The 13,051-nt window shown below is 66.9% G+C and carries 11 protein-coding genes and 1 pseudogene; 1 reads left to right on the top strand and 11 read right to left on the bottom strand.

Annotation, left to right across the window (positions count from 1 at the left end; all coding sequences use genetic code 11):
* Positions 1-380: 380 nt before the first annotated feature.
* The 11 genes from HCJ94_RS28565 to HCJ94_RS28615 form a co-directional block, all read right to left on the bottom strand.
* A complete protein-coding gene (locus tag HCJ94_RS28565) occupies positions 381-1,160 on the bottom strand; it encodes a transposase family protein (protein ID WP_168004118.1) in 780 nt (259 codons plus the stop codon).
* A 388-nt stretch (positions 1,161-1,548) separates the two neighbouring features.
* The gene (locus HCJ94_RS28570; RefSeq protein ID WP_168004119.1) at positions 1,549-3,000 is read right to left on the bottom strand and encodes a HEPN domain-containing protein; all 1,452 of its coding nucleotides are present in this window, start codon (positions 2,998-3,000) and stop codon (positions 1,549-1,551) included.
* A gap of 278 nt (positions 3,001-3,278) precedes the next feature.
* On the bottom strand, positions 3,279-3,911 hold the full coding sequence (locus tag HCJ94_RS28575) for a 3'-5' exonuclease (RefSeq protein ID WP_168004120.1): 633 nt from the start codon (positions 3,909-3,911) through the stop codon (positions 3,279-3,281).
* 25 nt (positions 3,912-3,936) lie between these two features.
* The gene (locus HCJ94_RS28580) at positions 3,937-5,178 is read right to left on the bottom strand and encodes a radical SAM family protein (RefSeq protein ID WP_309227473.1); all 1,242 of its coding nucleotides are present in this window, start codon (positions 5,176-5,178) and stop codon (positions 3,937-3,939) included.
* Positions 5,175-5,687 carry a nucleoside-diphosphate kinase gene (locus HCJ94_RS28585; protein WP_309227474.1) on the bottom strand — a complete coding sequence of 171 codons (513 nt, stop codon included), beginning with the start codon at positions 5,685-5,687 and terminating at the stop codon, positions 5,175-5,177. The genes HCJ94_RS28580 and HCJ94_RS28585 overlap by 4 nt, the downstream gene beginning before the upstream one ends.
* Positions 5,688-5,695: 8 nt before the next feature.
* The gene (locus tag HCJ94_RS28590; protein WP_168004122.1) at positions 5,696-6,694 is read right to left on the bottom strand and encodes a thymidylate synthase; all 999 of its coding nucleotides are present in this window, start codon (positions 6,692-6,694) and stop codon (positions 5,696-5,698) included.
* A complete protein-coding gene (locus HCJ94_RS28595; protein ID WP_168004123.1) occupies positions 6,691-7,713 on the bottom strand; it encodes a hypothetical protein in 1,023 nt (340 codons plus the stop codon). The genes HCJ94_RS28590 and HCJ94_RS28595 overlap by 4 nt, the downstream gene beginning before the upstream one ends.
* A gap of 2 nt (positions 7,714-7,715) precedes the next feature.
* Positions 7,716-8,087 (bottom strand): hypothetical protein, encoded by a 372-nt coding sequence (locus HCJ94_RS28600; RefSeq protein WP_168004124.1) that lies wholly within the window; start codon positions 8,085-8,087, stop codon positions 7,716-7,718.
* Positions 8,088-8,131: 44 nt separating this feature from the next.
* Positions 8,132-8,905, bottom strand: a complete 774-nt coding sequence (locus tag HCJ94_RS28605) for a GNAT family N-acetyltransferase (protein WP_168004125.1) — start codon at positions 8,903-8,905, stop codon at positions 8,132-8,134.
* Positions 8,902-10,416 (bottom strand): APC family permease, encoded by a 1,515-nt coding sequence (locus tag HCJ94_RS28610; RefSeq protein WP_309227475.1) that lies wholly within the window; start codon positions 10,414-10,416, stop codon positions 8,902-8,904. The genes HCJ94_RS28605 and HCJ94_RS28610 overlap by 4 nt, the downstream gene beginning before the upstream one ends.
* 26 nt (positions 10,417-10,442) lie before the next feature.
* Complete coding sequence (locus HCJ94_RS28615) at positions 10,443-11,072, bottom strand: GOLPH3/VPS74 family protein (RefSeq protein WP_168004126.1); 630 nt, start codon at positions 11,070-11,072, stop codon at positions 10,443-10,445.
* Between the two features lie 1,242 nt (positions 11,073-12,314).
* Between HCJ94_RS28615 and HCJ94_RS28620 the strand changes: the two are divergent.
* Positions 12,315-13,051 (top strand): annotated as a pseudogene (locus HCJ94_RS28620) (helix-turn-helix domain-containing protein); the annotation flags it as partial.

Raw genomic sequence — 13,051 nt, forward strand, 5'->3', positions numbered from 1 at the left:
CCTATGAATGATCTGCTTGGCCACGTCCCACATTCCTTTCGAGCAGGGTGTGCCTACGAACTGCCAGAACAATAGCCTGGACGATGCTTGTCGCGCCAACAAGACGCGGCACCGAGCCGGTAGTGACGGGCTCCCGGGACGCTCCACGGGGAGAACGATTCCTAAAAATCCCCGGATGGAAGCGTCATTGGTGAGTAGGCAAATGGCCACTCTCGGTTGGCGCGAAGAGCTGAAACTCGGGACCAACCAACCCTTTGCCCGATCGCAGGATGGCAGTCGCCTCGAAGTGGTTCTGACCCCCGGCGCCGGGCCTGCGGCTCTTACGAACTAAGGGCTGTCTCGTAACCCGGTGAAAGCGTTGTCTGCAGCCGGGTTGGTGCTCAGCTCGCGAGGGCGATGTTGTGCAGGTGGGCGATGCCGGAAGCGGCATCGGTCAATGTGTGGGCGGCGCGGCGGTAGTCGCGCAGGATCTTCCAGTTCTTCATCCTGGCCAGGGTGTGTTCGACCCGGGCGCGGATGGTGCGGTGTTGGGTGTTGAGGTCTTCCTTCCAGGCGGGCAGGTCGCTGCCGTCGGCGGGCTTGCGGTACGGGATGATCACTTCGGGGTTGCCGCGGTAGGCGCCGTCGGCCATGACGGGCCGTCCGGCCAGTTTCTGGTCGATACCCGAGGTGCGGTAGACGACTGTGTCGTTGCGGTTGCCTGGCTGGGGGTCGCCGACGGCGATGACCAGGCGGGTGCTGGCGTCGATGGCGATCTGCAGGTTCGTCGAGTACCGGTAGTTCTTGCTCCGCGCGGCGAGGCGGTGGTCCCGGGTCGGGATCAGGGTGCCGTCGACGATCGCGATCTGCTCGACCGGCCGCCGGCGGACTGGGGCGAGGGCCAGCAGAGGGCCGAGGGTGTCGATGACCCGGTGGGCGGCGGAGTGCGAGACGCCGAACAGCGGGCCGATCTGACGCATGGTCAGGTTGGTCCGCCAGTACGCGGCGACCAGCAACACCCGGTCGGGCAGTTCGAGGGCCCACTGCCGGCCTGGCCGGCCGTCCGCGATCCTGTCCCCGCCGCGCTCGGCGACCAGGCGGACCAGCCTGCGGAACTGGGCGGGCGTCAGCCCGGTGAACGGGAAGACCCACTCGGGCCGGGCTGCGGAGATCACCTGCACCCAGACATCATCAACGACCGTCCTCAACGGACAGAGACCCGGGTTACGAGACGTCCCTTAGAGCTTCACCACAGCAAGTATGATAATCGGTACGGCTCGAACCCCGGTGGACCGGATGTGGCAGAACCCGAACCGCATTCCCGCAGCTCAGGGTCCTGTTGTGGTGGTTGCTGCCGTAGGTAGGCGGATGATCTGAGGTGCCACTCGGAAGGTAGCAGTCCTGCGGACACCACAAGATCGGCCCGCGCGGAGAACGCGACTGATCTTCAGGCAGCTTTGCGCGAGTACCAGGAGCGCGGTGGAGCGGTACGTTGTTCGAGGCCACAGGGGGATACCGAAGCCCTAACGCGCCCGGGATGGCGACGACCAGGGTAACTCTCGGCGGTGCTCACTGCAATTCCTTCTCTGGATCGCTCTCGGAAGATGCGCCGGCGATGTTCCGCACCGCCGCCTCCAGGTAAGGGAAGGTCCCACCCATACGGATTGACTTGGCAATCTGCGGCAAGTGCTGGTCTCCCAGGCCGATGCGCCGGAGCAGACAGAGCCGGGTTACGTCAAAGAGACTCTCTGCCAGCCAATGCAGGTCAGCGCCGTCGAATGACTCCCGTCCCTCATCGAGGTGAGTGAGGTTGTTTCTGACCTTCTTCACGGCTCGCACCCAAGCATCCAGGTTGCTCCCGATAAGGAACTGGCTGATACCCTGGACCTCCCTCACAAGTTCTCTCAGCCGGCGATCAAGGCTTGGATCATTGGCGTGCGCCATCACAGCGTTGAACCAGGCATGATGCTCCGGCGGCACCGCGCCTTCCCTGATCTTTCGCCGGAGCGTTCTGAATTGCGACTGCGGCATGTGTCGTCCCCCGACGGTCGCACGATGCAGCCCTTCTGCCGCCGAGGACATGTTGAGGAACCTGTTCTCGCTGTAGATGCCGTCACTTCTCATGGTCAGCAGTGAGCCGACGATAGGCGTCAAACTTGGTGCCACATCAAGCCATTTCGCTATTGCCTGGATACCACCGAGGACGTCCAGCGGCACGAGGACATCGTGGGCAGTCAGGTGCTTGGGCTCTTTCCGGCGGGTGAAGTCGCCGAGCCGAGCCTTCACTTCAATGTCCCGGCGGGTACCCTCTATTCCGTCGCCCGATCGAAGTAGGACCGGGTGGTCGGACCGATAGACCTTGACGCTGTCGAAGGAGTCTGCACGGTCATTGCATAGCGAGCTCAGGTTGAAGATGTGGCCGATGTCATCGTAAATGACCGAAAGAGGCGTCAGCTCGTCGTACTCGATTACGAACTCTGGCCACTGGTTGACCTTGAAGCTCTTAAGCTCAATGTCCTCTCGCGACCAGCGGAAGTCGAGCACCACCTTGCCTCGCGCAAACCCCGCTTCACTCGCCACGGGTCGGTCCAGCCGGCAGACCATCTCGCGCCTATGGACCCCCTCGACCGCATCATCTACTTCCACCATCACGGCGTCCTTGTTAACCCATGCCGCGCCGTCCCGCAGGCGAACAATTACGGACTCGAAGGCCGTCTGTTCATGGTCTTCGAAGTGTCCGTCGACAAGGATAGCCTTGACGAAGTACTTCCTGCGGCTGACATAGCCGCAATCGATCAGGGTCACGGGCCGGGAGCAATTGATCTCCTCGACGACGCCGAGAATGCGGCTTCGTGTTCCACCGCCTATCTCCTTGACCAGGTCGTCGCCCACCAACTCGCCGACAGGTGCCGTGAGGTGCAGCGTTCCACCATCCTGACGGTCGAAGACAAGGCGTCCGTGGCGCTTGATCCGCTCAGAGCCGGGAAGCCAGAACGAGCCACTGATGTCGAGGGGCTGCACAGCCTGACGATAGAGGAGACGGTGAAATCGCTGGGAGCAGGCTCGCCTGCGGTCCGCTGGTGGCTACCCGGCCAAGTATTCAAGTACGCCCGCGACAGAACCAACGACTGCGACGATCAACCCGATGATGCCGCTCACCCTCGCCCAGCGCTTCCACCCAGGTGGCTCGGGCTCCTGCTCCTGCGCTTGCCCGACGCTGCTTGTGGCGTCACCGCTCGCCTGCCGCGTAGCTGGTCAGCACGGCCACGAGCAGGCAGAAGGGGTGGGTCGGGCGTGGGTCAATCGAACAAGCCGGGTTGGTCGGCTGGCTCCGTAGGAAGCGCGACGCCGGCCCCCAGTCGAAGGGTGTCGAAGGTCGGCGGCCTATTCGGCCACAGCCGGTAGATCAGCTTCGGCAGAAGGTAGGCGGTCGCGACGCTGTCCCAGTACGCCCGGTGTGGCTGGCTGCCTCCGGCTGCCGCCCGCATCGTCTCTCGCAGTCGCAGGTTGTCCACCAGCGCCGACAGGGAACGGTCGGGGAAGCTCATCGCCCGCGCCAGCAGCAGGGTGTCCAGCAGGCCGGCCGGGCGAAGCGCGGGAAGGTGCCTGCTCAACAGCCGCCAGTCGACGTTGATGTTGTGCCCCAGCACCCATCGGCCATCGACCAGCTCGGCCAGCCTCGGCGCGATCTGCTCCAATGCAGGTGCCTCGGCGAGCACCGCATCAGTCAGCCCCGGTGAGATCCAGGGCCGCTGAGGTATCGGCCGTCCCGGGTTGACCAACGACGTGAACGCATGGCCGAGGTCGGGCTGCCCGTGTGTGAGCGGAACGACGGCCACTTCCAAGATTGCCTCGGTGTGGCGGTCCTGGGCGCCGCTGCCCTCCAGGTCGAGCGCAACGATCTCGGTGCCGTGCCACAACTGCGAACCCATCGGTGTCAGCTTCCCGTACTTGGCGCTAGTCGTCTTCATACCGCGCCGTCTGCTCGAACTGTTTGCGTACGCCGGCCAGCGCCATGACCTGCTCGGGTTCGGCCGTGTGCCCGTTGAGCGAACGGCCGTGAGCGTGCAGGTAGTGCGGCTGGTCCAGCTCCCATATCTGGTGGCGCAGGGTGTGTTGGATGGCGTAGCGGCGCTGTTCGCCCAGGCCGTGGGTCCACACGTGGCCGGGCTCGATGACGTAGTGGGTCTCGTAGCCGAGCTGGGCCAGGACGGTGTCCATGTCGGCGGCGGTGGGTTCGCGGTAGTCGTCGGCGCACAGCTTCTGCTGCTTGGCCGGACAGATGTCGCACAGCTCGCGCACACCCCAGTGGCCGTTGTAGTCGGGGGTGCCGTGGGCGTACGCGACGCCGCAGCTGGTCTTGCGGAACAGCGGCGTGCTGATTCCGGACTGGCGCCAGGCGGAGACCACCCGGTTGTCGAGGTCGCGGGGCATGGTCTTGCGCCGGTGGTAGTCCTCCCCGTACGGGACCTCGATGCCGAGCGCGCGCATGTAATCGGCGCTTTCTTTCTTGTGGTACAGGCCGGTGAACACGATCGCGTCCGCCACGCGGCCGAGGTCGAGGACGGCCGCCATTGTCGCGGGCTGGTCGTTCCAGCCGGGCACGATGGGCCGCCAGTAGAGCACCACGCCAGTTCGCCGCTTGAACGTGGCGGCGGTGCGGATGGACTTGATCGTGGTCTCGCTTTTGGCGATCGGTTCGATTCGGTCGTCGGTGATGCCGGAGTAGGTGAACAGCAGTGTGACCCGCAGGTGCTTCAACTGCTCCAGCTCTGCCATGTCCCGCTCGGTCACGTGGAACCGGGTGATCACGAGGACGTGGTTGGTGTAGCCGCGTTCGTCCAGCGCGCGGAGGATCTGGAACAGGTGCGGTTTTACCGCGGGCACGAAGCTGTCGGTCGCCTTGTTAAGAAGCTGGATCGGGGTGATGTGCGGCTGGAACGCCTCGTGGTTGAGCAGGCGGTCGATCGCCTCGTCGGTGGAGCACAGCAGGTGCGGGACCTTGACCTCAAAGTTGCCCCAGAAGTGCCGGACACAGTAGGCGCAGTCCAGGGGGCAGCCGATGATGTGGTTCAGCGACAGGCCGCTCTTGCGATAGCCGACAATCTGGGCCATGTAGGGGTCGAGGGCGGCCTTGGCATGGTCGCTCAGCATGGGCAGGTCGCGGGGAACGCGCGTGAGCTGGGGCAGGGCGGTCACCGAGGGCTCCTTTCGGCGGTGGCGGACGGTTGGAGCAGGTGGTGCTCGTGGGGGCCGTACCAGATGCCGAACTCGCGTTCGGCACCGTGCGGGTCGTCGGATGAATGGATGACGTTCGCTATCAGCCGGTGTTCGGCCTTCGCCCTGCGCAGCGAGTCGTTCCCAAACCGGCCGCGGATCGTGTCCGGTCGGGCTTGAGCCGGGTCGAAATGGCCGAGCATCTCGCGGAGTCGCGGCGCGGCGTTCGGGCCGTGGGCCAGGGCGATGCCGACAGGTTGTCCGACGTACGTGCGTCGCAGGTCAGCACGGACGTCTACCCAGGTGAAGTGTGCGAGGCGGGTGGTGAGCAGGTCGTGGTAGTGGGTGAAAATCTGTGCCTCGGTGGGGATGACGATGCGCCGGTCCACGAGGGTGACCTGCAAGCCGATCCAGGTCAGGACGGGGTCGACGAGCCCTCTGGCGACGCAGTCGGGTTTGAGGAGAACCACCGACCAACGGGTCCAGTCCACGGCGCCGATCACAGGGTCGCCGCCTCGGGCATTCGCGAGGGCCACCGCTGCTGCACGAGCCACCGGTGTCCTGGCCGCAGCATGGCCAGGGCCTCCGGTGTGACGGGCCGGTCCGGGTTGTGGGTGATCTGCCGGTACACCTCGAACAGGGCGATGACCTCCGCCCAGTACGGGTCGATGGTGTGGGCGTCGTCAGCGGTGAAGGCGGCCTCGTCGCGGCGGAGCCGTTCCTCCCAGTCGGCAACGTCCGCCAGCGCCAACCAGCTTGTCTGCGGCATGACCGCGGCCGGGAAGGAAGGGCCGTCGTGCTCGGTGAGCATCGCGTCGACTTTGGGTAGGTCGTTGACGTTGATGTGCATGGACCCGACGTGGTGGGCGTAGCTGCCGACTTCGACGCCGAGCTGCCGTGCGGTGAACTCTTGGATGAACGTGAACGCGAACGTGTCGCCGAGCAAGCCGATCACAACATCGTTGCCGCGCATGTAGGCGCTCATATGCAGACGGCCGCCGCGCAGCATCAGCTGCAGGCCGAGCGTGCACGCCACATCGGGGTTGTCGGGGTCGAGCAGTTCATCCGGCCGCATGATCAGCATCGCGGCGCGTTTGGCGTCCGGGTCGCGGCGCAGCAGATGGAGCACGCGGTCGAACTGGCTGCGACCGTCAGGTTTGGTGAGCCCGAACAGGCGTGGCCCGTACGCGGTGCCGGTCAGGATCTTTCCATCGGCGGACAGGCTGCGCAGCGTCGGCGCGTAGTAGGCGATCATTTCCAGGTCGTCGCGACCGGTCAGGTACCACAGCGCCTCGGCGTGGTTGAACACTATGTTGGCTTTGCGTGCCGCGATGTAGGGGGTACGGGCGACCGGGTTACGGATGGTGAAGGACACGTTCGTGGTTTCGATCGCCTTCTTCGCCCTGGTCTCGGTGTGGTACTCCGGCGACTGCCGAATCTCGGTCAGGACCGCCAAATATGCGTCGCCGAAGGTCGCGTAGGCGGGGCCGGTGATCATGCAAGCTCCTTCAGGATCGACAGGGCGGTCCGGGCGACGGCCGAGCAGCGGAACGGCTCCAGGCGGGCCAGGCAGGCGGTGAGCAGGTCGGCGTGCTCGCGGGTTCCGGCTATGGCCTGAAGCCACGCGAGCCGGTCGATGACGTCCTGCCCGTCGTTGACGTGGAGTTCGCGAGGCAGGTAGGCGTCCGCGCCGCGCATCTCGGCCGGGACCAGGGGCAGGCAGCCCGCCAGCAGGGCCTCCCACCATCGGGAGGTCATGTGCCCGACCCGCCAGTATCGGTCAGGTAGCAGCAGCACCGTCGCCAGCGCCGACTTGTGTATCTGTGCGACCTCGGTGAAGGCCGCCCGGCCAGCAAAGCTGACGTGCGGCCATGCCTCGGTGCGCGGCCACTTGCCGGCGACGAGGTGGGGCATCACCTTCGCGGCCGGGGCGAAGAACTGGTCGAAGTGATCGTCGCGGTCGTACTGGTTGCCGACGTACACCAGCGGCACTGACCGAGGTTGCTCGGCCAGTTTCTTCGCGTCCGCGGTGTCGAGCAGCGCATCGGGTACGGGACAAGACAGCAGGTGCGATCCTGGGGTGTGCAGCAGTGCGAACTCGCCAACCGCGACCTGGCGTAGGTCGCGTAGCGGGTCGCCGGGAGGTAGCTGCCGGTCGAGGTCCCAGATCAGCGTCGGCACGTGCTGGCGTCGGGTGTAGTGGGCGACCAGTTCCGTCTGCCTGTGTAGGTCGCAGGTGTGTCCTGATGCCTCACAGCCTGTGGTGTTGCGGCCAGGCAGCGGCCAGCGCCATTCGAGGATCAGCGCGTCGAGCTGCGGCAGGCCGTCGTCCCACTGGTAGGAGCTGGTCAGATCGTCGCCCGCTTCCAGCAGGTCACGGTTGACCTGAAGGAAGATCACATCGTGTCCGGCATCGAGGATGGCGTCGGCGAATGGCCGGCGGTAGGCCCGCGATCCGTCAGGGGTGTCGGTCACCCCGTTGCCGAGGAACCCCCACATGCTGTAGCCGACCCGCATCGCTATCGCCCGCCCTTGTGCGGGGCATGGCGCAAGGCCGCCGTGAGGGTCCGTTCGCCTTGCTTGGTCAGTGCGACGGTGAGCGTGCGTTGGTGTGGCACCAGCTCCATCAAGTGATGCGTCAGCAGCAGGTTCACGGTGTCGCGGACAGCACCTTCGTTGACGCTGGCGTGCTCGGACAGGGCCTCGGTGAGGGTGCGTACGGTCCATTGCTGTTTCGGCTGTGCGACCAGGGCGGTGTAGATGCGCCGGCGGGCAGCGGTGAGCTTCGGCGCCGGTTGGGCGCTCACCGGGCACCGACCGGGTCGGCGGGCAGCTCTGCGGGGGTGAGCAGGTGCCGTCGGCGGTGTCGTGGTCGCGATGCTGGTGGTCATCGTCCCCTCCTGAACGCATGCGGGCGGCACGTCGAAGTCAGTGGTCAGCCGCCGGTAGGGGCTGGCGTTGTCAGCGGCAGATTGGGTTGCCCCTCGCCTACGGGCGAGGCTGCGAGACGGCGTCGACTGCGGGGTGGCGGGTGCTGTTTGTCAACGGCCATCGCGAGGGGTCCCGGTGGGCCGAGGTGTGGTGGGGTGGCCGGTGGGGGCTGTGCGGGCTTCGGGTCGCGCCACATCGGCCACAGCGGTGGGCCGTCCTGGGGCAGGTGGAACGGCTTGTTGGCTTGGTAGCCGTGGCGCAGGTACAGGTCGCGGTTGCGGGGCTCGCTGGCTTCCAGGAAGGCGGGGATGCCGTTGCGGTCGAGCCAGCGGTGGTGGCGTTCCAGCAGCGCGCTGCCAATGCCCCGGCTTTGCGCGTTCGGGGCGACGGCCAGGAATGCCAGGTAGTGGTGGAGCACGCCAGCGGGGTGCTGCTGGGCGAGAGTGTCGTCGAGCAGCTTGAACCGGTCGGTCCACGGCCCGCAGGCGGCGGCGAGCTGGGTGTCGTAGTCGTCTGGTTCGGGCGTGGTGTGGTTTTGCGGGAACCAGATCGCTGCGCCGGTCAGGTTGTCGTTGACCTCGACCATGCCGTGGCGCAGGCCGTGGCGGATGAAGATGTCGAAGTAGTCGATGTAGACCTTGCGGCGGGTGGCAAGGCCGGGGATGAGCCAGTCGCCGACGGGTGCGATGAGGAAGGCGTCAGCCATCAGCGTTGACAGCCGGTCGATGTCGGAAGGGGTGGCGCGGCGGATCGCTGCCTGGGCGGGGGTGGCGTTCATGCCCGGCTGCCCTCCGTGACCAGCGGGGTGGACAGGCCGAACGGGTTCGCGGCGGCGGCGTTCGCGCCAAGCCCGACTGCGTCGTACACCTCGGGTCGCCATGCCCTCAGCAGGACCGCCCACAGCAGGCCGAGGGCTGCGGTGACGGCGAACGAGGCGGGGAACAGCCACCGTAGCGGCGATGCAGGGTCAACGCCGAGGAGGACGGCGAACTGGTCGATGGTGAGGTACAGCACCCATCCGAGCGCGACCGTCGCCAGTACGGGGGCGGCCAGTCTGCGCCAGACGTTCTCGCCTCGTCGGTCGCGGATGAAGTAGCCGATGACGGCGGCGGAGGTGAGGGTCATCAGGATCAGCACGCCCAGCCCGCCACTGACCGTCACCCAGAAGAACAGGTGCACGATCGGGTCGGCGCCCGCGGCGGCGAAGCCGAGCAGGACCAGCAGGGCGAGCGTGCTCTGGGTGATGGAGCCGGCCTTCGGGGCACTGGTGCGGCGGCTGGTGCGACCGAGCACTGCGGGCAGGACCTGCTCGCGGCCGAGGGAGAACAGATACCGGCCGACCGTGTGATGGAACGACAGCAGCGCGGCGAACAGGCTGGTGACGAACAGCAGGTGACCCAGGTCGACGACGAACTGGCCGACGTGTGGCTGCACCAGCGTGAAGATCAGTTCGGTGGAGTGCTCCTGCGCGGCTGCCACGATCTTGTCCGGGCCGGTCGCCACGGTCAGCGCCCACGCGGACAGCCCGTACAGCAGGCCGGTGACGGCCACGGCGATGAAGGTTGCTCGCGCGACAGTGCGTCTCGGGTCGCGGGTCTCCTCGGAGAACACCACCGTCGCCTCGAACCCCACGAAGCCGGTCACGGCGGTGACCAGCGCCGCGCCGATACCCGCGCTGAACAGGAATCCGGGCGACAACGCGGAGAAGGTGAACCCGCTCTCGGCCGGGTTGGCGACCATGACGACCGCGAACAGGGCGGCCACCGCGATCTCGGCCAGCAGCATCACGGCCAGGACCCGGCCGTTGAGGTCAACCCGCAGCACGCCGAGCACCGCCACGATGGCCCATCCCGCGAGCGCGCAGGCCCACCAGGACACCGAGATGCCGAACCGATCGCCGAGGAAGCCGGCCAGCACCGCGCCGAACCCGCCGTAGAGGCCGATCTGCATGGCGTTGTAGGCCAGCACCGCGATGAACGCCGCTCCGACACCGGCTGGTTTGCCCAGGCCCTGGGCGACGTAGCTGTAGAACGCTCCGGCGTTCACTACGTGCCGGGACATGGCCACATACCCGACAGCGAACAGGGCGAGGATCGCCGCAACGGCGAGGTAGGCGATTGGGATGCCGGTGCGTTCGGTGATCGCGAAGCCGCTGGTCGCGCCACCAGCGGTGACCGTCAGCGGCGCTGCGGCGGCCATCACGAAGAACACCACCGCGGCGGTGCCGAGGCGGCTGCGCGCCAGCGTGTTCGTGACGTGGCTCGACTCTGCGGATCTGCTCGTGGTCACAGGGAAGCTCCAGGGGTGAGGGGTATTCAGGTGCGGTGCGCGAGCACCGCGTCACCGATCGCGGCGTGCGTGTGAAACAGCAGTTCGCGCATCGGGGGGCATAAGGTGCCGACGGCCTGCCGCAGGTAGTCGAAGGTCGCCGCCGGCGCGCCGTCGAGCAGGAAGGCGTCCAGGCCGGTAGCCAGCGCCAGCCCTGCCAGGCAAAGGGATTCGTAGTCCAGCGGGTCATGGCGGCGCAGGCTGTGCGACAGCAAGGCCCAGGGCCTTGCCGCGACGTTCATGTCCAACGGCACGTACAGGACGCCGGTTTGCCGGCCGAGTCGGCGGACGGCCTCCATACGAACGTGGCCGGCGCGCAGCAGGCGATGTGCGACCTGCTCGGGCGCCTGCCCGGCGAGAAACGCCAGCCACGTTCGGACGTTGTGCTCTCGTCCCGCCTCGGCGATGAGCTGATCGAGCACGACATGCGCCAGCGAGTCCGCTGGTGGCTGCTTGTTGACGACTGTAACGCGATTGTCGGCGACGGTGATGTGCCGCGTGTTGACCAGCTCGGTCAGCAACGCCGCAGCGCATCCGATACCAACTGCCTTGGGACGCAGGCGGGGCCTGCCCGTCACGTCGTCGTGGGCAAGCCGGAAGAAGTCGTCGGCGAGCACCTACCGGCCCCTCTCTACGACCATCGACGGGCAACATCGGTCCAACCCGCCGCCGCGCCCTCCCCGGCAGCGACGGCGGGCGGAGTCTCCTCGGTGCGCCACACCAGTTGCAGATGCAAGCCAGCCGCGTCGACGCGCACAGCCGACAGGACGTGGCGATACAGCACCGCCAGCAGCCCATCTGCGACGCCATGGTTGAGCTCAGGCCGTTGGTCACGCACCACCCGATCGACCGCCGCTTCTACCCCGTCTGCGACGATGGGCAGCAGTCCGCAGCCGCAGCTGCGGCGGTACGCGCGTGGCCCTCCGGGCAGTCGCAGCGGAAAGCACGGATGCCCGCATGAGGCGCAGACCAGCAAGCCGCTCAGCGTCCAGGGGTCCCGGGAATGCGTCAGCGTGACCGCCCCGACTGGCATACGATCTCCCGTTCTCATCGAGAACCACCGGCAGGAACGGCCGAGCCCGACCCGCATCCGACCGATGGCGCAAGGTCCCGGCGGCGGGCCGACTTGGCCGGTCAGGCTCGTGGCAGGGCGGAAATCCGGCGTCCGGCTACGACGCGCAACGGAAGTCGCGGCCGGACGCCTTCCCGCCCGCCTGGTCGGGGTCCAAGGCGACGGGCAGCGGTGATGGGGGCGAATAGGCGGCCCACACCGTCCGATGGCCGGACCGACGTCACGCAGGTCCACCCCCGCCGCCTCGATGATCTTCGCTGCGTGGATACGACGTCGGCATGGCACGCCTTGGCAGACCGAGCAGCGGCCGGCGGAGTCGATCGCGTGACGGCGGTAGACCTCCACGGCGAGCGCGAACCGCGCCGAGTTGACCAAGCCCGACAGCACGACACCGCCTGGCGCGACTGGTCCACTGTGGGCGCGGCCGTGTCGAGGGATTAGGGATTGCTGAACCCGTACTCTGTTCGATGCAGCGCGGCTGGCCATACCCTCCCCCTCCGGACGCTCGTTCGCCTTCGACAAGCTGCTGTTCGCCGCAGAGCCCAGCTACGCGGACAACAGATCGACGCATCGCTTGCGGTACGTCCACCCTCACGGACAGTCCCCAAGGCTGGGAATCCCGATCTATCGCTTGGTCTACCGCCGGATCCATCGCCAGGATTAGCCCTGACCAGCAGTGGCACCGCCGATGCGTACGACTCGGCCCGCCGTCAGGCCGAAAACCGGGGTTACGCTCGGCGCCGCAGACGGGGCACACGCACCCGTCCGGTGGTCGCGCCCGGAGGTGTTGTCATGGTCAGATCCACTCGTGCGCCGCCGCCGACTCGCCGCCGAGCTCATCCGACTGCGGGAAGAGACGGATACTCGTCAGCCCGGCTCGCCACCGAGATCGGCGTGGCACGGCAACGCATCTCCCGGCTGGAGAACGGTCACGTTGCACCGGACCTCGACGAGATCATGCGCATCCTCCAGCTGTTCGGCGTCGCAAGAGACCGCTGGAACCAGCTCATGACGATCGCCCGCGACGCCCAAGAACGCGGATGGTGGGCCAAGTTCGCCGACGAGATGGGAACCCGCCAAGCCCTGTACGCGAACCTGGAAGCCGGCGCGAGCGAGATCCGCGAATACCACATGGTGTTCCTGCCCGGCCTGCTCCAGATCCCCGCATACACCGAGGCGAGAGCTCGAATGGACCGCCCGGACGGGGACGGCTACGACCCCGCCCGAGCCCTGGAGGCACGAGCCGGCCGCCAACGCATGCTTGAACGTCCCGGCGGCCCCACATACGAGGTAGTAATCGACGAACTCGCGATTCGCAGGCTCGCAGCCCCGCCCGAGATCGTCGCTGACCAGTTGGACCACCTCGTCCATGAAGGCCATCGGCGCGAGGCGTTGACCATCCATGTGTTACCGCTCGCCGCGAAGATCGGGGACCATGCTGTACCCCGCTCGGCTTTCTACACCTACCGGTACCCAGACTCCGGCGACCCGGTGGTGGTGGCCGTCGACACCGTCACCGACGAT

Source organism: Micromonospora thermarum, from assembly GCF_012034245.1.
Taxonomy (GTDB): domain Bacteria; phylum Actinomycetota; class Actinomycetes; order Mycobacteriales; family Micromonosporaceae; genus Micromonospora; species Micromonospora thermarum.

Excerpts from the sequence above, each read along its gene's own strand:
- HCJ94_RS28575 (WP_168004120.1), bottom strand. The coding sequence starts at position 3,911 with ATGGGTTCGCAGTTGTGGCACGGCACCGAGATCGTTGCGCTCGACCTG.
- HCJ94_RS28595 (WP_168004123.1), bottom strand. The coding sequence starts at position 7,713 with ATGCGGGTCGGCTACAGCATGTGGGGGTTCCTCGGCAACGGGGTGACC.
- HCJ94_RS28605 (WP_168004125.1), bottom strand. The coding sequence starts at position 8,905 with ATGAACGCCACCCCCGCCCAGGCAGCGATCCGCCGCGCCACCCCTTCC.
- HCJ94_RS28600 (WP_168004124.1), bottom strand. The coding sequence starts at position 8,087 with ATGACCACCAGCATCGCGACCACGACACCGCCGACGGCACCTGCTCAC.
- HCJ94_RS28590 (WP_168004122.1), bottom strand. The coding sequence starts at position 6,694 with ATGATCACCGGCCCCGCCTACGCGACCTTCGGCGACGCATATTTGGCG.